Annotated in this window: 16 protein-coding genes and 1 pseudogene; 9 read left to right on the top strand and 8 right to left on the bottom strand. The window is 45.0% G+C overall.

Annotated elements, in window-relative coordinates:
• Positions 1 to 135 precede the first annotated feature (135 nt).
• From AND4_RS03115 to AND4_RS03080, 8 genes are all read left to right on the top strand, one after another.
• Positions 136 to 768 carry a DUF2760 domain-containing protein gene (locus tag AND4_RS03115; protein ID WP_009841447.1) on the top strand — a complete coding sequence of 211 codons (633 nt, stop codon included), beginning with the start codon at positions 136 to 138 and terminating at the stop codon, positions 766 to 768.
• Complete coding sequence (locus tag AND4_RS03110; RefSeq protein WP_009841446.1) at positions 768 to 2,732, top strand: Hsp70 family protein; 1,965 nt, start codon at positions 768 to 770, stop codon at positions 2,730 to 2,732. Before AND4_RS03115 ends, AND4_RS03110 begins: the two co-directional genes overlap by 1 nt.
• Positions 2,733 to 2,787: 55 nt before the next feature.
• Positions 2,788 to 5,613 (top strand): Hsp70 family protein, encoded by a 2,826-nt coding sequence (locus tag AND4_RS03105; protein WP_009841445.1) that lies wholly within the window; start codon positions 2,788 to 2,790, stop codon positions 5,611 to 5,613.
• 174 nt (positions 5,614 to 5,787) lie between these two features.
• Positions 5,788 to 6,474 (top strand): DNA-3-methyladenine glycosylase I, encoded by a 687-nt coding sequence (locus AND4_RS03100; protein ID WP_009841444.1) that lies wholly within the window; start codon positions 5,788 to 5,790, stop codon positions 6,472 to 6,474.
• A gap of 304 nt (positions 6,475 to 6,778) precedes the next feature.
• Entirely contained in the window at positions 6,779 to 7,270 is a 492-nt protein-coding gene (locus AND4_RS03095) for a type II secretion system protein (protein WP_009841443.1), read from the top strand.
• A 267-nt stretch (positions 7,271 to 7,537) separates the two neighbouring features.
• Complete coding sequence (locus AND4_RS03090; RefSeq protein ID WP_009841442.1) at positions 7,538 to 9,277, top strand: ABC transporter transmembrane domain-containing protein; 1,740 nt, start codon at positions 7,538 to 7,540, stop codon at positions 9,275 to 9,277.
• Positions 9,278 to 9,279: 2 nt separating this feature from the next.
• Positions 9,280 to 11,058 carry an ABC transporter transmembrane domain-containing protein gene (locus tag AND4_RS03085; RefSeq protein WP_009841441.1) on the top strand — a complete coding sequence of 593 codons (1,779 nt, stop codon included), beginning with the start codon at positions 9,280 to 9,282 and terminating at the stop codon, positions 11,056 to 11,058.
• A 262-nt stretch (positions 11,059 to 11,320) separates the two neighbouring features.
• A complete protein-coding gene (locus tag AND4_RS03080) occupies positions 11,321 to 11,869 on the top strand; it encodes a hypothetical protein (RefSeq protein ID WP_009841440.1) in 549 nt (182 codons plus the stop codon).
• A gap of 210 nt (positions 11,870 to 12,079) precedes the next feature.
• Here AND4_RS03080 and AND4_RS03075 read toward each other — a convergent pair whose 3' ends face one another.
• The 5 genes and pseudogenes from AND4_RS03075 to AND4_RS19390 all read right to left on the bottom strand — a co-directional run.
• Positions 12,080 to 12,295, bottom strand: a complete 216-nt coding sequence (locus tag AND4_RS03075; RefSeq protein ID WP_009841439.1) for a hypothetical protein — start codon at positions 12,293 to 12,295, stop codon at positions 12,080 to 12,082.
• A gap of 375 nt (positions 12,296 to 12,670) precedes the next feature.
• Positions 12,671 to 13,876, bottom strand: a complete 1,206-nt coding sequence (locus AND4_RS03070) for an aromatic amino acid transport family protein (RefSeq protein ID WP_009841438.1) — start codon at positions 13,874 to 13,876, stop codon at positions 12,671 to 12,673.
• A 152-nt stretch (positions 13,877 to 14,028) separates the two neighbouring features.
• A complete protein-coding gene (locus tag AND4_RS03065; RefSeq protein ID WP_009841437.1) occupies positions 14,029 to 15,240 on the bottom strand; it encodes an iron-containing alcohol dehydrogenase in 1,212 nt (403 codons plus the stop codon).
• Between the two features lie 73 nt (positions 15,241 to 15,313).
• Positions 15,314 to 15,946 (bottom strand): SDR family NAD(P)-dependent oxidoreductase, encoded by a 633-nt coding sequence (locus AND4_RS03060; protein WP_009841436.1) that lies wholly within the window; start codon positions 15,944 to 15,946, stop codon positions 15,314 to 15,316.
• Positions 15,947 to 16,108: 162 nt separating this feature from the next.
• A pseudogene (locus tag AND4_RS19390) lies at positions 16,109 to 16,240 on the bottom strand (SM-20 protein); the annotation flags it as partial.
• A gap of 80 nt (positions 16,241 to 16,320) precedes the next feature.
• Here AND4_RS19390 and AND4_RS03055 point away from each other — a divergent pair.
• Positions 16,321 to 17,277, top strand: coding sequence for a LysR family transcriptional regulator (locus AND4_RS03055; protein ID WP_043991434.1), 957 nt, complete (start codon positions 16,321 to 16,323; stop codon positions 17,275 to 17,277).
• A 16-nt stretch (positions 17,278 to 17,293) separates the two neighbouring features.
• On the opposite strand, the gene AND4_RS03050 is transcribed toward AND4_RS03055, so the two are convergent.
• The 3 genes from AND4_RS03050 to AND4_RS03040 all read right to left on the bottom strand — a co-directional run bounded on the left by AND4_RS03050 (position 17,294) and on the right by AND4_RS03040 (position 21,236).
• The gene (locus AND4_RS03050; RefSeq protein WP_043991433.1) at positions 17,294 to 18,175 is read right to left on the bottom strand and encodes a YjjW family glycine radical enzyme activase; all 882 of its coding nucleotides are present in this window, start codon (positions 18,173 to 18,175) and stop codon (positions 17,294 to 17,296) included.
• 19 nt (positions 18,176 to 18,194) lie between these two features.
• Positions 18,195 to 19,739 carry a YjjI family glycine radical enzyme gene (locus AND4_RS03045; protein WP_009841433.1) on the bottom strand — a complete coding sequence of 515 codons (1,545 nt, stop codon included), beginning with the start codon at positions 19,737 to 19,739 and terminating at the stop codon, positions 18,195 to 18,197.
• A 285-nt stretch (positions 19,740 to 20,024) separates the two neighbouring features.
• On the bottom strand, positions 20,025 to 21,236 hold the full coding sequence (locus AND4_RS03040) for an HD-GYP domain-containing protein (RefSeq protein WP_009841432.1): 1,212 nt from the start codon (positions 21,234 to 21,236) through the stop codon (positions 20,025 to 20,027).
• Positions 21,237 to 21,511: the final 275 nt, after the last annotated feature.

Raw genomic sequence — 21,511 nt, 5'->3', positions numbered from 1 at the left:
AGTCTTAAGTCTTGAATATGCTAAGATCCGCCATCATTTTAATGTCTAAACTTGGTGCAGGTCGCAAAGACGATCCTTTGAGTAAACGTACCAGCAATGCTGAGCGCCAATAAATTAATACAAAGAGAAAATGTCATGAACATTGATTTGAACCTGATTCCTCAAACGTTCGATATGCTACACGCAGGCCTCGCGGCTTCGAGCGTTTTACTTCTTCTTATCGCGGTTTCTCGTAAATCTAAAATGATTGAGAAAGTGGTAGAAAAACCAGTCGAGAAAATCGTCGAGATTGAAAAGCCCGTTGAGAAGATTGTCGAAGTAGAAAAAGTCGTGGAAGTAGAGAAAATCGTCGAACGTGTTGTTGAAGTTGAGTCGAAACTTGCAACCGCTTCTACTGACTCAGCAATGCAACTGCTTTCTATCATGCAGCAAGAAGCTCGGCTGATTGATTTCCTAAAAGAAGACCTAACGTCGTTCTCTGATGAAGAAGTAGGTGCAGCCGCTCGCGTTATCCACACGGGTGGACAGAAAGTACTCAACGACTACGTAACGTTAACGAACGTTCGTAACGAAGATGAAGAAACTCGTATTACGGTTGAAGAAGGCTTCAACCCACAAGAAATTCGCCTAACCGGCAACGTTACAGGTAGCGCACCATTCAACGGCACGCTTGTTCACAAAGGTTGGAAAGCAACATCAATGACGTTGCCTAAACTGGCTGAGAACTACGATGCATCGGTGATCGTTCCCGCTGAGGTTGAGCTGTAATGGAACACATAAACCAAGCAAACCATTTTCAAGAAGCGACTGTCGAAACCCAACAGACACCTAAGTTCAGTGTCGGTATCGATTTAGGTACAACACACTGTGTGATGTCTTTTGTGGATACACACAACGAAGACGCTCGCGTTGAAGTTATGCCTATCCCGCAGCTTACTGCGCCAGGTACGGTAGAGACTCGCAGCCAATTAGGCTCTTTCCTATACCAACCGCACGAGCACGAAATGAACTCGCAATCACGCGTTCTTCCGTGGTCGAGCGAGCCAAAAGCTCTGGTTGGTGCGATTGCACGTAACCTAGGTTCAAAAACACCAATACGTCTTGTGGCAAGTGCGAAATCTTGGCTTTGCCACGCTGGAGTGAACCGTCGCGATGCATTCCTACCAGCGGGTAGTCCAGAAGAAGTGGAAAAAGTATCCCCTCTTCGCGCGACAGAGCTTTACCTAGAGCACCTAAAAGACGCTTGGAATCATACCAATCCAAATCACAACCTTGCTGATCAAGACGTGACCATTACGGTGCCAGCTTCTTTTGATCCTGCCGCTCGCGATCTTACAGCAGAAGCAGCACGCAACGTTGGTTTTGCGCACCTCACGCTTCTCGAAGAGCCACAAGCTGCGCTTTACAACTGGATCGATAACAGCAACGACAAATGGCGCGACGAAGTGGAAGTTGGCGACATCGTACTCGTGGTCGATATCGGTGGTGGTACAACCGACCTTTCTTTGGTTGAAGTGACTGAAGACGACGGAAATCTAACGTTGAACCGCATCGCAGTAGGCGAACACATCCTACTTGGCGGTGACAACATGGATCTCGCCCTTGCGTACCGCTTGAAGATGAAGCTAGCGCAAGAAGGCAAAGAACTCCAGCCATGGCAAGTTCAAGCAATGACACACGCATGTCGTGATGCGAAAGAAGCGCTATTGAACGACAGCGAACTTGAGTCAGTGCCTATCGTGGTCCCGAGCCGCGGTTCAAAACTGCTTGGCGCAACACTAAAAACAGATCTGACTCAAGAAGAAGTACAACAAACACTGGTTGACGGCTTCTTCCCTCAAGTTGCGATTACAGACCATCCGGTTCAACGTAACCGTGGTGCACTAACGCAAATGGGCCTGCCTTACGCACAAGATGCGGGTATTACTCGTCACATTGCCGCGTTCTTATCTAAGCAAGCCAATGCCCTTTCTGCTTCAGGAAATGGTAGCGCAGAAACCGCAGGGCAAGACTTCAACCCATTCGCTAACATGCCCGGTATGCCAGGTGTGGATGCAGCGCAATCGTCTGACTTCATCAAACCAACAGCAATCCTGTTCAACGGTGGGGTCCTAAAGTCGAAGCTCCTCGCAAATCGTCTAGAAGACACTATCAACGAATGGCTAATCGAAGCAGATGCAGAAATGGCCAGTCGCCTAACAGGGGTAGATCTGGATCTTGCGGTTGCCAGCGGTGCGGCTTACTACGGCTCTGTTCGCCGTGGTCAAGGCGTTCGTATCCGCGGTGGTATCGCTTCGGCATACTACGTGGGGATCGAAAGTGCGATGCCTGCAATTCCGGGTATGGCGCCTCCAATGGAAGCGTTGTGTGTCGCACCATTTGGAATGGAAGAAGGATCAACGGTTGACGTACCAAGCCAAGAATTTGGTTTGATCATCGGTCAGCCAGTAAACTTCCAATTCTTTGGCTCAACCGTTCGCCGTGATGATGTTGCGGGTACTCATTTAGACTATTGGGCACCGGAAGAGCTTGAAGAGCTACCAGAAATCCAAGTGACGCTATCAGTATCTGAAGGTCGCCGAGAAGGTGAGGTGGTTCCTGTCACCCTAGCCTCCCGCGTCACAGAGCTTGGTACACTTTATTTAGAAGCCATTGCCGCTGATAACGGTCAAAGATGGCATGTTGAGTTCGATGTGCGCGAAGACGTAAACACCAGCTCAAATGAAGAATAAATAAAAACCTAACGGCATCCTATCGGGTGCCGTTTTTAAATGCACGAAGGTTTGTATGGCATCTCCTCGTTTTCTTGTTGGTATTGATCTTGGCACCACAAACACCGTGGTTGCGTTCTGCGAAATCACCGACAACCTTGAACAATCCGAAGTCTCTCTATTCGACATCGATCAATTGATAGGTCCGGGTGAAGTGGTTCGTAAGCCATTGTTACCCTCTTTCCGCTACCACCCAGCGAATGGGCAAATCTCCACTTCTGACCTAACCCTTCCTTGGAACAACGACACAGTGTCTGGCGACATTAACAATGTGATCGTGGGTGAGTGGGCGCGTGAATTAGGCGCAAAAGTGGAAGGACGTCAGGTATCCAGTGCTAAAAGCTGGCTATCACACCAGGCGGTGGATCGTAGTTCTGACATTCTCCCTTGGGCCGGCGCACAAGACGTGGATAAGGTCTCTCCCGTCATTGCCAGCGCAAGCTACCTCAACCACATTCGCCAAGCATGGAACTACCGTCACCCTAGCAATCAGCTAGAAGACCAAGATGTGGTTGTAACCGTTCCTGCGTCGTTCGATGAAACCGCTCGTAAACTCACGCTTGAAGCAGCAAATTTGGCGGGCTTAAAGAAAATCTTCTTGCTCGAAGAACCGCAAGCCGTGTGTTACGACTGGTACGCACGCCATCAGCAAACCGCAGCTGATGAGCTCAAAGAGTTGCCGCTGATTTTGGTGTGCGATGTCGGTGGTGGTACCACCGACTTAAGCTTGATTGAAGCCAGTTTTTCTTCTCAAGACGAACTCGCACTTGACCGTATTGGGGTGGGTGAACACTTGATGCTGGGTGGTGATAACCTCGACTTAGCATTAGCCCACCTTGCAGAAAGCCGCCTTTCTCAAAATAAAGGGGAACAAAGTAAGAAGCTCACTGCAGCAAGCCTGACTAAGCTGATTCAGCAAACGCGTAAAGCGAAAGAAAACCTGCTTTCGGCGAGTGCGCCTGAGGAAGTCAAAATCACCATGTTGGGCAGCGGCTCAAAACTGCTTGGCGGTACAAAGAGCATTGGGCTAAGCAAACAAGAAGTGCACCAAATTGCTTTGGATGGCTTCTTCCCGCTATCTGATTTCAGCGAAGTACCAGACAAACGCCGCAGCGCGGTTGTCGAGTTTGGTCTTCCATACGTTGCTGACCCAGCGGTGAGCAAGCACGTTGCCGAGTTCTTAACTCAGCACCAACAAGTTGCTCGTGCCGCGCTTAGCATTGAAGATGACAAACAAAATGCCATTCCAATCGGTTTGCTACTCAATGGTGGTGTGTTCAACAGTGAACTTGTGACTGAGCGTGTCACTACCCTACTGACCGATTGGCGCGGCGCACCAGTTACCGTATTAGATAACCCACACCCAGATTGGTCAGTTGCACTAGGTGCCGTTGCGTTTGGTAAAGCACGCCGTGGCGCACAACTAAAAATTGGTGGTGGCGCAGCACGTTCTTATTTCTTGCATCTTCAAGAGAAGAACAAGATGGGTAAAGCGCTTTGTTTGCTTGCAAAAGGCACAGAAGAAGGACACGAGATCCGCTTAAGTGGTCGTCGCTTCTCGCTTACCTTAGGTGAACCCGTTCGCTTTAACCTACTAACTTCTACCCACGACACCTTAACCAATAATACCGCCATTCAAAACGGTGTGATGGTTGACGTTGATCCTGACTTGTTTGCTCCTCTGCCACCTTATATCACCACCCTTGAAGGTGATGGCGCAGAGCTACAAGCTAACCAGAAAGAGCGCGTAGAAGTACAACTTGCATGTCAGTTGACCGAAGTCGGCACGCTTAAGATGGAATGTGTCAGCGTAGAAGACGACAGCAAACGTTGGGAGCTGGAATTCGAGGTTCGTAACAAGCAAACCGATGACAGCGAGCAAGTTAAACTTCACCCTAAGTTGAACGAATGTCAGGCGCTGGTTGCTCGCCTTTACAGCGGTAATAAGAAAAGTGCGGAAAGCAAAGAGATCAAAACCTTAGCCAAAGATCTTGAGAAGAAACTTGGCAAACGCGACGAGTGGGATTTCACTACTCTACGTCAACTGTTTGATACCTTTGCACAAGGTCGTAAGCGTCGCCGCCGTTCCGAACAGCACGAGAAAAACTGGCTTCGTTTGGCGGGCTTTGCATTGCGTCCGGGCTTTGGCGATCCAACCGACACATGGCGCATTGAGCAAGTTTGGGGTCTGTACCAACAAAACATTCAGTTCAAGAACCATCAAGGCTGGACTGACTGGTGGGTGTTCTGGCGTCGTATCGCAGGAGGTTTAAGCCAAGAGCAACAAGAAGCCATCTTGGCGGACATCGCGAAATACCTGCATCCAGGGGCGATGAAAAACCCGCAATCAGCCAAAGCAGCGCAAGACATGGGTTATGAATCCATGGTTCGATTGGCGGCATCGCTTGAACACCTAGAAGTCGAAGATAAAGTTCTATTGGCAACCTGGTTCTTGAGCAAAGCCATCAACCACAACCACTTTGAACAAGCACACTGGTGGGCAATAGGTCGCCTGGCATCACGTGCACCTTTGTATGGCAGTCAGCATAACGTCATTCCGCGTGAACAAGCAGAACAATGGTTACCTAAACTGTTAGAACAGAACTGGCAGAAAGAACCGATGATCGCTTTTGCAGCCGTGATGATTTGTCGTAAGACGGGTGATCGCCTATTCGATATCTCTGACGACTACCGCGAACGAGTACTGGCTAAGTTGAAACAAAGTAAGGTGCCTGAATCTTGGGTATCGCTGGTCGAAGAAGTCAAAGAGCTGTCTGAAAGTGAATCAAAGCGTATTTTTGGTGATGCACTACCAAGTGGCTTGTCGCTGGTAAATCACTAAGCTCCCTCGAATCACAAAGTAACATATCAACAAAGTAACAAAGCCCTTCTCGTGAGGGGCTTTAACTACCTCACCCTACTGCTGTACAACCAAGTGACTTCAAGATGCAAGATCCAGCCGCTAAAGCGTAGTATGCTTGGTAAATATCGACATAAACTAGGACCAACTTCTTTTATGAGTATCGAAAAATTTGACACGATTTATCAGCGCGCTGCCGAGCGTAAAGGTGGTGAAGATCAACTTGAAGCGCTTTTGTCTCACCCACTAAGTAAAGAAGAGCTGGCACTAATTCCCGATGACCGTTGGCTGGCGGCGTTTTCAATGAAGGTATTCCAAAGTGGTATTTCGTGGAGTGTGGTTCGCAACAAATGGCCGAATTTCGAAGAGGTATTCTTTGGCTTTAAGATTGAGCCGCTATTGATGTTGTCTGATGAACAATGGGAAACCAAAGCAACCGACAAACGCATCATTCGCCACCTCACCAAAGTTATGTCAATCCCTGCTAACGCTCGTATGATCCACGGTGCAAAAATCGAATACGGTTCGTTTGGCAAAATGGTTGCCGATTGGCCACAAGAAAGGATCACCGACCTATGGGCCTATTTGAAGAAACACGGCAATCGCCTAGGTGGTAATACTGGTCCTTACACACTGCGCCAAATGGGCGTGGACACTTTTATCCTGTCTAGCGACGTTGAGGCTTACCTGCGTAACTGTAAAATCATTGAGGGTGGAAAAGACACCAAAAAGTCCCTCGATGCCGCCAATAAAGCGTTTCTTCATTGGCAGCAAGAATGTGGTAGAAGCCTGTCTGAAATCAGTCAAATTATCGCATTTAGTACTGGTGATAACCGAGTGTAATCCCGTCATCACTCGTCGTGAATTTACCTAACATTCAGGAATTTGAGACCTATCACTGCTCAAAGTATGGTTCAAAAAACTCTCGCTCCTTTAAAATTACTCCTTGGAAAAATAGAAGGCTTGTGTTTTTGGGTTACACTTACATTTTGTTTCATATTAAACGTGTCTAGAATACAAGAATACGCACCATATTTTATATATCGTATCTTGACCCAATCATCGTATCACTTCATTCTTTTTCAATACTTTTTCAGCCGACATTTTTCCAAATAGCTGGCTATAAAACACAGATTCGGAGGTGGTTTTGCGTAATACTCAGGGTTTTACACTCATAGAATTAGTGGCTTGTATTGTCATTCTTGGCGTAATCAGTGTTGTTGCGCTGCCAAGATTTCTTAATATCCAGAAGGACGCTCGTATCGCAGTCTTGCAAGGGGCCCGTGATGCTTTAGCGACAGCAAATCAACAAGTTTATACTAAGGCCGTACTTCAATCGCAAGAAAACGTCGTTGCTGAACAGCTGAAGAACATAGATTTAAATAACGATGGGAACAACGATTTAATTGGCTATTTCGGTTACATCAAGAATGTGGTTCCAGCTCGTGAATTAGCAGGATTTGATCCTCAGTTAACCATCAATCGCTGGTACGGCGCACAAGACAAAGACAAGCCCTACTTCCTTATCAGCTTTGCAAACCAGCCTGTCGACATTTTCCACCTCTGCTATGTCGAAGTGTATTATCCGAAAACCGCAGGTGAACAGATAAGATACGGAATTCAAACCAGAGACTGTTAAACCAGCAAAATCAGCTCCAATAGCGTTACTTTTGGAGCGATTTCCTGCTTTTATCAACACCTTTCAAAAGCCATATTTAACAACTTTTTCACAATATTTTGTAACACCTTCTCCTTTCAGCGATACATAAGGTTGCCATTGCTAAAGCCTCTATAAGATCGACACATTGTGTTGTTTTCTATTTTCACACCAAATTATGCTTGTAAACGTGTTCATTCGCTCAATAATAGTTCCATAATAAATTCAATCATTTAAGCAGGAGGCGAAATGAGAATATTCTGGCAGCTACGTTGGTATTTTCAACTAAAATGGAAACAATATTTAGGTTCGGTCCTATTGCTTGCCATCATTTCCGCACTTCAGCTTGTACCTCCCAAAGCGGTCGGCATTATTGTCGATGGTGTGATCGATGACACCCTAAAAACCACAACTCTTACGATGTGGTTGCTGGGTCTTATCGTGCTGTTTTTTACGATATATTGCTGTCGAATACTATGGCGAATTTGGCTATTTGGCGCGAGTTATGAATTGGGCACTATTTTGCGTAATCGTCTCTATCGTCATGTGTCTACTCAACCCCCTCATTTCTTTGAACGATACAAAACTGGCGACCTAATGGCTCGTGGTACCAATGATGTACGTAACATTATCGTGACCGCAGGGGATGGCGTGTTGACCGCAGCCGATTCTTTGATCACAGGTATCGCAGTAATCATCATTATGATCACGCAAATCAGTTGGAAGCTAACCGCAATGGCATTATTGCCGATGCCGTTTCTTGCCATCATTATCTTTTTCATTGTTCGAATTCTACATAAACGATTCAAAATCGCTCAAGAAGCCTTCTCCACCATGTCTGACATGACGCAAGAGTCACTAAACGGCGTGCGTATGCTGCGTGCTTTCGGACTCGAAAACCAAGAGCAGCAACGTTTTGAAAACGTTGTTGACGATACAGGTGAGAAGAACATCGCTGTTGCTCGAATCGACGCACGCTTTGATCCCGCCATTCAGCTAACCATTGGTATGTCTTTCTTTTTGAGCGTGGCATCTGGTGCCTATTTAGTTGAGCAAGGCGACATTACTCTTGGGGATTTAACTGCCTTTACCATGTACTTAGGTCTTATGATTTGGCCGATGCTGGCGTTCGCTTTCCTATTCAACATCTTGGAGCGAGGCTCTGCGGCGTGGGACCGACTACAAGAAATTCTTGATGAGAAGCCGGAGATCATCAGTGGTGCAACGCCACTAGGCATTCACCCTTTACCGTTACAGATTAAGATCGACCAATTCCACTGGTCCAGAGATTTACCGCCAACGTTAACCGACCTTCATTTGACTCTTGAACCTGGCAAAATGCTTGGAATTGCTGGCCCTGTCGGCAGTGGTAAGTCGACCTTACTGACTTTGTTGCTGCGTCAGCATGATATGGATAAGGGCACAATTCAGTTTGGTGATGTGAAAATCAAAGACGCTGTACTCGCGGAGTGGCGAAGCCGCTTTGCCGTCGTCAATCAAAGCCCGTTCTTGTTCTCTAAATCGATCTTCGACAACATCGCTTTAGGGAACCCTGAGGCGACAAAAGAGGACGTTTATCGCGCCGCTAAATTGGCTTGTGTTCACGACGATATTGAAAAATTCCCAGATGGCTATCACACAGAAGTGGGTGAAAAAGGCATTACATTGTCTGGCGGTCAAAAACAACGTATCGCCATCGCTCGCGCTATGCTGCTTAATGCCCAAGTGCTGGTGTTGGATGATGCGCTCTCCGCGGTTGATGGACGTACAGAGCACCAGATTCTGGAGAACTTAGAGAACTACTATCGTGAGCAATCATTGATTGTCATCGCTCATCGTCTCACTGCACTGGAAGCGGCACAAGAAATCATAGTACTGAATCACGGACACATCGTAGAACGAGGTCAACATAATGCCCTTTTGGCACGTCAAGGTTGGTATGCGGAAATGCATCAATATCAGAAACTAGAGCAAGCCATGGGGGACTAATCATGAAACAATCAACAACCTTCAAGCGGTTAATGTCTTATTCATTATCCCAACCGAAACCGATACTTAAAGGCTTAACAATGCTGTTTATTGCAGCGTTAGCCAGCGCTGGTGGACCGTGGCTTATCCAATACTTTATTGATGAACACATCGCAAAAGGCAACTACTCACGTGACATCTTGATCGTGCTAGCGGCGGGCTACATCACTTTGCAGTTTATCTCGGCAGTATTTCAATACCTTCAATCCCTGCAATTTGGCATTGTCGCTACCAACACCATCAAAACGATTCGAAAACAAGTGTTCGCCGGCGTGATTAAGCAACCTTTATCGGCATTTGATTATACTCCTGCGGGAAAGCTAGTCTCCCGAATCACCAACGACACAGAATCTCTGCAGCAGTTCTATGAGCTTCTGATCGCCACTGTGGTCAAAAACGCAGTGATGATTTTAGTGATGCTAGGCGTGATGTTTTACCTGAGCTGGAAACTAACCGTGGTCGTCTTAGTACTGCTGCCAATAGTGATCGGTTTTATGTATTTATTTAAAAAACTGAGCACCAGTAGCTACCGCGACATGCGCGATTTATTGACAGACATTAATGCCAATTTAAGCGAGTCGATTCAAGGTATGCGCGTTGTTCAGTTAATGCTACAAGAGGAGCGTTTCAATAAACAGTTTAACAGCCTCACTGATGAGCATTTGGTGGCTTCAAAGAAAGTGATTCGTTTGAACGGCTATTTATTGCGCCCTTTGATGGACTTACTCGCAGGCCTTGCCCTACTCTGTCTTGTCGCGATCTTTGGCTATAATGGGGTTGAACTAATAGGTGTGGGTGTCCTCTATGCGTTTATTAGTTACCTTGCAAGAGTAACCGAGCCTTTGATTGAGATGACGCAACAATTGGCATTACTCCAGCAAGCACTCGTATCCAGCGAACGCGTTTTCGAGTTGATCGATGCCAAGGAACAAACATACGGCGATGATCATAATCCGTTGCAAACTGGTGCAATTGAACTCAGAAACCTAACGTTCAGCTATGATGGTAAGCAAGATGTGTTGAAAGATATATCTCTGAACGCGTCACATCAAGAATTTATCGCCCTTGTTGGCCACACTGGTAGCGGTAAAAGTACGCTAGCGTCATTGCTTATGGGCTTCTATCCAACTGAAATCGGCGAACTACTGATTGATGGAAGGCCGCTGAAATCACTAGCTAAAGGCGTACTTCGTAAAGATGTCGCCATGGTGCAGCAAGACCCTCATATACTCCCAGCAAGCGTGCGCGACAACATCTCCTTGGGCAGAGCAATAACAGATATTCACATTTGGGATGCGTTAGGAAACGTCGGTCTTGCCGATCAAATTCGTCGATACCCGAACGGGTTAGAGACCCAACTTGGCCAAGGTGAAACCAATCTGTCAGCAGGCCAAAAGCAACTCCTTGCTCTCGCTCGCGTTCTCGTGGCCAAACCAAAGATTCTGATCTTGGATGAAGCAACTGCAAACATTGACTCTGGCACCGAAGCTTTGATTCAAAAGAGCCTGGAAGTACTGCGCCAAGATATGACACTGGTGGTCATTGCGCACCGATTGTCGACGATTTTAGACGCAGACCAAATCCTCGTTCTGCATCACGGTGATTTAGCTGAGAACGGCACACATCAATCGCTGTTGAAACAAAATGGTCGATATGCCCAAATGTACCAACTGCAACAAGTAAATCGTCATATTCAGCAAATCGAAGAAGAAGACGATAAGCAGTTTGAGAAAGCGATTTAAACAGCCCATTGCGATAAGCAACGCCAACTTGAGCCCGGTAGTCATGCTGCGGGCTCTCCTCATGCTAACATTCCGTCAATAATCTAAACAGTTTGTTTATTTCTAACCTATTATTGACATAGACTCTCGCTATTAGCCTTGAGGTCGTTGTAAAATCGTACCATTAACCGACACGATAACGCTCAGCAATGTAACTAATGCTTAGCTGAACACTCGCGTCTGCCTATTCCCACATTGCATATTAATTTCATGACGGAAGTCCATGGACAAAGATAAGTTCACTAACATCTATCGCTTGCCTGGTTCGTTACAAATACGAATCGCAAAATGGCAAAAAACTTTCCGCGGCACATCTGATTTAATTCTTCATCAGGTACTAATGGAGCGTAATAAGCAGTTTAAGAAGCCAAACTTTTTACCAAAAGGCTGGTGTATCCCATCAGTCGATGCGAATGACATCACCATTACCCACCATGGTAAATACATTCAAACCGTCATGCGAACCATGTTAGATAGGAAAGTCTCATATAAACGGCTTTTCTTGTCACGGATGGATGTCGAGAAAGCTGAGAAGGTCCTGCGTGATTACAAGCTTGAATGGGTGAGTAAACACAATCAAATTGCAAAAAAGTACAACCAAATCAAGAAAAAGCAGTACATGAACTTTGCAAGAGAAGAAGAAGAGACATTGTACCCTTCTATCCCAAAAGGCGAGTTTGACAAAACACTGTGGAACAAATTAGTGATCTCGACTTTCGGGCCTGAGAAAAAATACAAAAACCCACATTACGTGAGGAAAGCTGATTTCTAAAAAGTCCCCCATAATTAGTACGGGGGACTTTTTGTGCTTTAGAGACCAATCATTATAACATTGTTACGTAAAGATAATTTTATTTGGATTATTGATAGGTAAATCATTAATTAGTCGTTTTATTAGCAAGATTTTCAGTGTTATGAGTCCAGATATACAATCTGCGGCGGTGAGAAAAATTAGGTAATAGCCGCAGCGTACCTGAATGGATTAATGACGAGCGTCGGCGCCAAACTCCACTTGTTTATAGATATCGGCCAATGATTTCGTGCTGTGTTTGTCCTTGGCTGACCGTTTTCTTGATTGATAGTGACACTCTTGGTCATGCAAAGCTTCTTCATGTTCTTTTGCAGACTCTACGAACTCAGCATTCGCAAGTGCTTGTTGGCGTAAGCGGTTTACTCTTTCTAAGGTTTCCCACAACATACTTCACCTCCAACCAGTAACTGTATACATGTACAGTATTGTTTATTCCGACCTCCTCGTCAATATTTCGATTTGATTCACTTCACGGTTTACGCATAGAGCGGTTTTACGAATAGAAACTCATTTCGCTGCACCACACCTCAATATGCTCAAACCAGATGAAAAGCGCATGAAGGTCAGCGTATTTGATGTGAGTAGGGCAACTTTTTTGCATTTAAACTATCTACACACCACGACATAAGTTAAGGAAATAAATCATTTTTTCGCTAAAATTTTCATCGTAAACACTACGATAATTAAACCTAGATCAAAAAAGCCAGTGCTGAACTTCGCACTGGCTTCATAAACATACCAAGATATCAATCCGGTTTGCGATTATCCCAACGGAGGAAGCACACCCAAAGTAATGAGTAGTTGCACCATAACAATACCTGTGCCTGCGACGCCCGTAACTAACAGAGCCCCATGACCGCCCGCGACACGGTATTCGCCAGTAAACTCATCAGAACGACGCACCTTAATCACCATCACTAGTGGTAGAAATATCGCGAGAATAGCCAAAGCAATCGCGGCATAACCCAGCGCAATAATAAAGCCTTGTGGGTAAAACAATGCAAAACCTAACGGTGGTACAAAAGTGATCACTGCTGCTACTAATCGATTTGGCTTTTCGCTATTACCTTTGATCGTGTCGCCTAGGAACTCAAACAGCCCCAAACTCACACCCAGGAAAGACGTAAGAAGCGCAAGATCAGCAAATATACCCACGACACCACCAAGGTTTGATTGGTGCACCGTTTGAGACAGTTGACCAATCAAGGCACTCAAACCGCCGTTATCAATCAAGGTTTGTTGACTTACAACACCAAGGGTCACGATTTGCCATAAAATGTAAATCACTAATGGAATCATCGAGCCGATAATGATTGCTTTACGTAAAGACGAAGTATCACCATCCAGATAGTTGACGATCGCCGGAATACTGCCGTGGAAGCCAAATGAGGTAAAGATGACTGGAATCGCCGCAACGATAAGGCCCTGCTCGATTGGCATGCTCAATAAGTACGATTCCGTGACATTTGGAGCTAGGAACGACAACACTGCAATCATGGTCACCATCTTTAGACCAAATAGAACGCGATTTACCTTATCTACGGTAGCAGTACCCACTGCCACCACCATTGTCACGATAAGGGTAAAGATAATGGTTGACGTTGAACCTGACACATCCAGACCAAACCACTCTGTTAAACGCTCACCAAACTGAGCACCACCACCCGCAATGTAAGCCGCACACAATGAGTAGAACAAAAATAACATCGCAAAACTTGCGACCCATTTACCCTTCTGCCCGAGAATTTGTTTCGCCAGAGTATGGAGGGTGGCACTGCTGTCCGCATATTGATGAAGCTCTAGCATTAACAACGCAGTAAAGGCCATTAATGCCCATAACCCCAACATGATGATAAGAGATGTCGCAAAACCAATACCAGCAGAGGCAATAGGCAGTGCCAACATGCCGGCACCAACCGTGGTTCCAGCAATAATGAGAGTACTACCAAATACTTTAGATTTATTCATTGTATATTTATCTTTACGGATTAGTAGAATTATCGGCATCAAAATGGTTGACTGCATACCAAGCTGATACTAAATGTCGTGCACTGGTGATTCTGTAGCATTCACCGATTAAGATCAAGCTAAGTGTAAGGTTTAGAATCCATGACTGTAAACTATAATTTACAACATTCCCTCCCCCCAATCACGCCCAGTAACCGAGCACATTCCTCTTCACTCATGAATTTAGGGACAGGATAGTTCCAATGAGCTTCTTTCAAGATCAAATGTACCAACTCGTCCGTGTCTTCTGATTGCAAAAGTGTTGACGTTTGTTCAACTCCTATCGCGTTGAGCAAACCTTCCAATTTATCGAGAAAGCTTTCTGCATCGGGTTTACCTTCGCCTTGTATTCCTTCTAGATTTTCACTGATGGCGGTTAAATGTGGTGTAATTTCAGATAAAGAAAACCGAAGGACAGGGAGCAAAGCAAGACCGTTTGCCATTCCATGAGGTAAGCCATACTTAGATCCCAAACTGTGCGCAAATGCATGTACATAGCCGAGACTCGCTTTGGTAAAAGCTAAACCCGCGTAGTAAGACGCCATCGCCATTTTTTGCCTTGGTTCAATGCCACTCCCCTCTTTGACAGCAAGAGGCAGGTATTGAAATATAAGTTTAATGGCAGCAAGAGAATACACTTTGGTTTCCTTTGTCGCGTTACGAGAGATGTAAGCTTCTATTGCATGGGTTAATGCATCTATGCCTGTGTCTGCGGTGATCTTTGCGGGTAAGTCGATGAGTAGGTTTGCATCTAGTGCTGCCATTAAAGGCACTAATTTAGGATCAATGAGTGGTGTTTTTAGATGAGTACCAGGCTCGGAAACAACAGCTGCAATCGTCACTTCTGACCCAGTGCCAGATGTCGTCGGAATCACGAATAGAGGTGCAGGTGTTCGCCACACGCGAAATAAACCTGCCATTCTTTTGATCGATTTTCTATTGGTCACTCTGGCTGCGATAACTTTGGCACAATCAATAGACGAACCACCGCCAAGTGCCAAGATCGCGTCGCACCCAGACTCGAAATACGCAGTCAAGCCACTCTCGACTTGATCATATGTTGGGTCTGGTTTTACCTCAGAGAACAATACAACATTCAGACCTTTGGCATTTGCACTTTCCAACACTTGCCGGGCAACGCCTATTTTTACTAACCCTTCGTCGGTTACAAGGAGCAGCTTTTTGAAGTTAAGATCGGCGATCGCTTCCGTCAATTCATCGAGACTGCCAGGTCCTGAAAATAGCGTCGGCTTAGGAAAAGGGAGAACGTAAGCCGCCACTTTTAGTCCATTGGTGTAGGTACGGTAAAGTCGGTGCTTCAACATACTCATTCCTTTTTATTTAGTATTCTAGATACTTTTCTCGCCAACTCGAACTTAGAAGGGTAAAGAATCACGTTTAGTAGGTTAGCTCTGGGTCGATAGAGTGAAAAATTTCGCCGCTACCTTCGCTGTTTTCTAACATTTCAAAAATCAAGCGGGCAACTTCTTGACGGTATATTAAACCGTGCACTTCTTGTGGCTCAACCAATACACCAGTCCCCGTCGCCTCACCATCTTTCAAGCCACCAGGGCGAATAATGGTGTAGTCCAAGTCACTAGTTTGTAACCAGGCTTCAGCCAATGACTTCTCACGCACTGCACTACCAAAACCAGTTTTTGACCGTTCTGAAAGGTATTTCCAACTATCACAACAGCCAAGAGACGTCACCAGCACAAAACGCTGGATTGATGCCTGACACAGGGCATCAATCAAATGGCGATGGCCCAAATAATCAACCGGGATATCTGCTCGAAAACTGCCCATCGTGCTAATAACAATATCATCGTTATCTAACTGTTCGACAACTGCGTTTACCTCAGATGCTTTTGTTGCATCACAACCAAATGTAGACTGACAAATCAGCTTTAATTCTGGGCTTTTGTCGAGCTCTCTGGCGACACCGACAACTTCCGTACCTTTCCCCGCAAAATGCCTTGCAATTGCCAAACCTAAGCCACTACTTGCACCCCACACTACGACTCTTTTCATAAATTACCTTTACCACACACCTAATTAGGATATTGTTTGAATAACTATTTGTGCAATTTCCGGAAAAAGTCAATGAAACAAAAGGAAATCTTTCAAAATCAATAAGTAGCTCAAAGTTAATCAAGTTTAAAGTTTCTCTCAGCGCATTAGCCGCACTTGCACTCAGTGCGCAATATCAAGCTGATTGTCTTTTCCACCGTTAATACGAAACCAACCCGCGATACTGAATCTCTCAGCATTTGTCAGCAATATTTCATGGGGAAATTGCTAAGATAAAAAACGAAAAGAAACTCGGAATTTTCTGATCTTTTACAATAGTAAAAAATTGTTACATGCTGATATACTGGAAAAAATGACACAAATTAGTCTTGCGAATGGATCACATAACACTTTCACGCATTAGCCTCAAACACCTGACGGTACTGCACATGCTGCTCACAACACACAGCGTGACTCAAGCCGCGGAGCAACTCTGCGTGACGCCTTCCAGCGTGAGTAAAACACTAAGCCAATTGCGCGACATTCTGAAAGACGACCTTTTTTACCGCGATGGTTCTCGTTTGGCCCCAACTCCGTTTGCTTTGAACATTGGCCCTTCGGTGCACGGCATTCTCTCCAGCATGAATGGATTGCTTTACCAAGGAACCTTTAATCCAAGCAGTTATGAAGGCCGCTTTTCCTTAACGATGCGTGAAAGCACCTTTGAGATCTTCGCTCCTATGCTGAAAAATCTATCCAAACAGATGGGTAATCGAGCACAATTGAACATCTATGCGAAAGAACAAATGTGCTTCGACTCTCTCATCCGCGGACAAGTAGACCTGATGATTCTGCCTCATGACATCAGCCAGCCCCCAACCGACAGCAAAGACTTGGTATGGCGGACGATTTTAGAAGATGAGATGATTTGTTTAATGGGCACCAATAACCCATTGGCAGAGGAAGAACTTTCAGTAGAAAACTACTTGGATGCAAGACACATTGGAATTCACGATAAAGGCTTATCTCAGCCTTATTTTGAGCAAAATTTAACCCAGCATTACGCCAAGCGCAATGTCGCAATGCACGTGGCAGATTTCGGCTCTGCTGCAGTGATGTGCCATCACTCCGATTATCTGTTCACCTGCTCAAAACTTTGGGCACAAATGGCACTACAAGCGAAAGGTTTAATAGAGAAGCATTTGCCATTCGAATATGGACAAGTGGCATACAGCTTGGTTTGGAATAAATCGAGTCTGAACGATCCCGCGTTAAGGTGGCTACAGCAACAGGTACTCAAAGCATGTGAAAACTCTGGAGAATACCGTCAGGCAGTGGTAGCTAGCCTTTAAGATTATCTTTTCTGCGTCACAAATAAGCCGATGGCATGGTTATCGGTCTGCTTACAAACTGGCGTAATTGAGCGTGGAAGCGCTCCATTTCATCCTGAGAACATTTCTCCCATTTCAGAGCTTGGCCAATCACGCCATGGTGTTGGAATGCGTTTAACCGAATATTAACCGATTCTGGCAACCCTTGCAGATAGCGCCCAACCGCTGCGACTTCCGTATCTAAATCACTTTTCCCCGGAATATGCAGTAAACGTACTTCGTACAATTTTTGGGCTTTCGCTAAGTGTTGAATTGTTTGAAATACCCGGTGATTATCGCGCCCGACTAACCAGTGGTGGGTTTCACTTTGCCAAGACTTAAGATCAATCATCGCACCATCCATGTACGACAAAACTTTATCCCAACCTGCCGTTGATAAAGACCCATTGCTGTCGATAAAGCAAGTAAGGTGACGCAACTCACTATCCTGTTTGATCCCTCTAAAAAGAGCAATAATGAAAGGAAGCTGTAAGGTAGATTCCCCACCGGATATCGTCACACCGCTAATAAAAAAGCGTTGCTTTCGTATCAAATCGAGCATTGATTCCACAGAGTAGTCAGTAAATTTTGGATTAGATTGGTGCTGACATATCTCTATACAATGGTCGCAGTGGGTGCACTCCTTTTCAAGCCAAACAACGTTGTTGTTTTCGTCAAACTTCAATGCATTAGCCGGACATTCAGTCACACAATCACCACAATGATTGCAGTGATTGATAGTGTGCGGATTGTGGCAGTTGATGCACTGATAGTTACAACCCTGTAAAAAAATAACTAGACGGTTTCCAGGTCCATCAACACAAGAGAACGGAAGGATACGCGTTACCTTAGCTAAGGGCTGCTCCGATCGTCTAGCCATTTTATTTTTCCATCGCTAATTACTTAGCGTAAATCGGTGACATTTCATGGCTCACTACACGTGGTGAGCGCTCTAAAATGCCCGTATTCCTTGCCGCTTCCGCACCTAAGAATGTTGTGTTGGAGCGTGACCCTTCCGTATCGTATTTGACGATATCAGACAATTTAACCATGTACCCAGTTACACGTACCAAGTCGTTTGACGCGACGTTTGCCGTGAACTCACGGTAACCCGCCTTCAACGCTCCTTTGCATAGATTGAACATCGCCTCTGGGTTCGATTTCACGGTTTCATCAATGGTTAAAATATCGCTGATACCAGCACGATAGTATTGGTGATGGCCAGCGGTTGCTTGAACGTAAGACACGGGATCGGGTTCGTTGCCGTAAGGAATACGAACGCCAGGCGTCACACCCACATCAAGACTGATACCACCTTGTGCATGCAATAGCGCTCTGCCTTCCAGGCCAAACTTCACTGGCGTGCTCTCGACCAATTCAGACAATTTAGCGGAGATCTGTTGACCTAGCTCGTTTGCTGCTGCATCTTGCCCGTAGAAGCCGACATTGCTCTCTTTCTCTAGAAGTGTGTTAACCGCTTCTGCCATGCCAAAAATGCCGTACATAGGCGCAAAACGAGATTCCTCTATCAAGCCTTCTTGCGCTAAGAAGCTCTTAAAAAAGCCTGACTTTTCATGCAAATGTGAGGTGCGAGCATCCATCAGCTCAACCATCAAACCATGATATTCCGGCAATACATTATTGAAGAAATCTTCACAGCACTCTGCTCGGTTTGCCACTTCTTTGAGGTTCATACGCACCAGCGTGTTTGAGCCGCCAGCTAATGGCAGAGAGTTGTAGCAGCTCACGATACCAAAGCGGTCACTATCATAAGCGTTAACGTGTATTTGGTAGTTCGCGATGTGTGGTTTGCTACATTCGCAGATGTTCTGTGTTGCTCGTTTAAGCAAATCATCTGGCGTCACCGACTCGTCATACATAAACGTAAGGTTTGGTGCGACCTGCTTAAGCTCGGCGTCTACTTTCAAAATCGTACGGCAAATGATGTTATCCGTTGGGCCTATATTCACGTGCATAAACGCATCTGGCAATGTGCGATCCAGCATAATCCAGAAGTGTTTCAGCTTTTTGTAAATTTGAGCATCCGTAAGATCATTGACGTAAGGCATTAACACATCATCAAGTTTACCCAAGTAAACCGGTATATTGGTTACCGAAGGTACGTGATGATAGATGATGCTCAGCATGTTGATCGCATCGTCAAAATCTTCTGCTGGGCCTAACTCCAAGTATTCAGAACCTTGGGAAAGAAATTTTGCATAATCTGGCAAAACATACCGCGGTTTAAATAGCGCATGACCTTCAAACATGTCACAGATAACGCCATGCTGCATCGCTCGTTCAACCTCATCCGAGACATCCATATACGGGATAGCGGCCTCGGCTTCCAAAGCAAGAAAGTTCGATTTCTGTTTTGGAGTCAAGTTACTATCTGTTGCAATAGTAAAGAAGCGCTTTTGAAGCTCAGAAAGGCTTGAAGTCATATTAGATATTCCTGGACAAAAACAACAAATACAGACTTTAGAGGCTATACCTCGAACGGACAGGTTGGAGTTTACGCATCAGGACTCTTTGCCACCATTGAAAAAAACAAAAACGTCAATTTCCATTGTGGAAATAAGATTTTTCTAATTTAGTTTATTATTTAGAAACTTAGCTTTATCCGCTGCTATTTGCTTCTTAGAGTTTTCTATCAATTGAAACCCGCAAGACGACACCGCAAACAACGCAATCAATCAGTAAAATACTCAAAAAGCAGCGACGGTGTGTTAATCATAGAAAGGCCCTGGGTCTATTTCTAACGATGACGGCGCGACTGCCTTTTCAACCGAGTATGAGCTGTTCTTTAAATCCACCATAACGACGTCGATATAACGCTCATACCTGCGCGAGTAAAAGCATTTCACTATGGGTTTCAGTGGCTGAGAATCGTTAGATGACCATACAATACCAACTCTTCCATCGTTCAATTGCACAATAGAACCCACTGGGTATATACCAATGCAATTAATAAACTTGTAAACTAAATCCGTATCTAGATGAAAGGGAGTCAAACTTAATAGAATTTTGAACGCTTCTGCTGAGCTCATACCTTGTTTGTAAACACGGTCTGCAGTCAACGCATCGTAAATATCGACTATACAGCTCATTCTTCCATGTAACGGAATCTGTTCACCAAATAAGCCGCTCGGATATCCGGTACCATCAAGTTTCTCGTGGTGCATCAAACACACATCTCGGCTGACATCACTCAGGCCTTGTATACCTAGGATGATTTCACCCGCAAATACCTGATGCAGTTTCATGTGCGCGAACTCTTCCGACGTCAGACGTGCCGGTTTGTGTAAAATCTCATCATCGACTTTAATTTTACCCACATCATGAATGATACCGCCAATCGCCAACTGCTTGAGCATCTTTTTATCGAGCCCCAAGTACTTGCCGAACGAAACCAGTAAGCAAGCTACGTTGACCGAGTGCTCAAGCAAATAACTGTCTTTTTGGCGCAATGCAGAGACACATTGGAACGCATCAGAGTCGACAAAAACGCTCTCTATCATGTCGTCAGCCCACGAGTCTATCTCGTTAACCTCGATGAATTTACCTTCAAACGTTTGGTTAAAGAGCTTCTGTGCTAAACCTTTAGCCTCCGAAATCAGCTTTTTGGCACGTTCATGCTGGACCTCACGAGTACGGAAAGCACGTTGAATTTTGGGTGAAATAGTCACTTCAGAAGCGGATAAGGAGACATCATGTTCATCTTTAAAAGGCTTAAAAACACATCGTCGTGCGGAAAGTTTCTTATTGACCCAAACATACTTAACTCCACTCGTATGCAGTTTCTTGATACCCAACTCGTTTGAAACTCGGCCTGCATTCCCGAGGTTGATACCTTTGTTCTTCTCGATGCCAGTGACGAACATGCCAACACCAACATCCGCGATAGCTATCTTGATTAAGTCTTCTTGTTTGTACTGCATATTATTAAAACTGACCAGAATTTATAATTTACAAAAAGAATTATAAGAAATCTGGTGACCTAATGTTACTAGAATTCAATATTACTTGTAATTAATGAGCATTTGGTCAGTATATGATGTTTTGAAAACACGATAGACCGTATTTAATTTGAGGAGATAGCTCAAACATTCATCATCAACTTAAATACTTTGAAGTTTTTGAACATCAAATCAAAAACTTTTCAGTACAAATAGTATTTACTATTGACTAAGTTTTTAAAATGCTGATTATTAGT

It is taken from the genome of Vibrio sp. AND4 (assembly GCF_000171815.1).
GTDB lineage: Bacteria > Pseudomonadota > Gammaproteobacteria > Enterobacterales > Vibrionaceae > Vibrio.
Note: the sequence above shows the minus strand (reverse complement) of the source record. Positions and strands in the feature narration are given on the sequence as shown.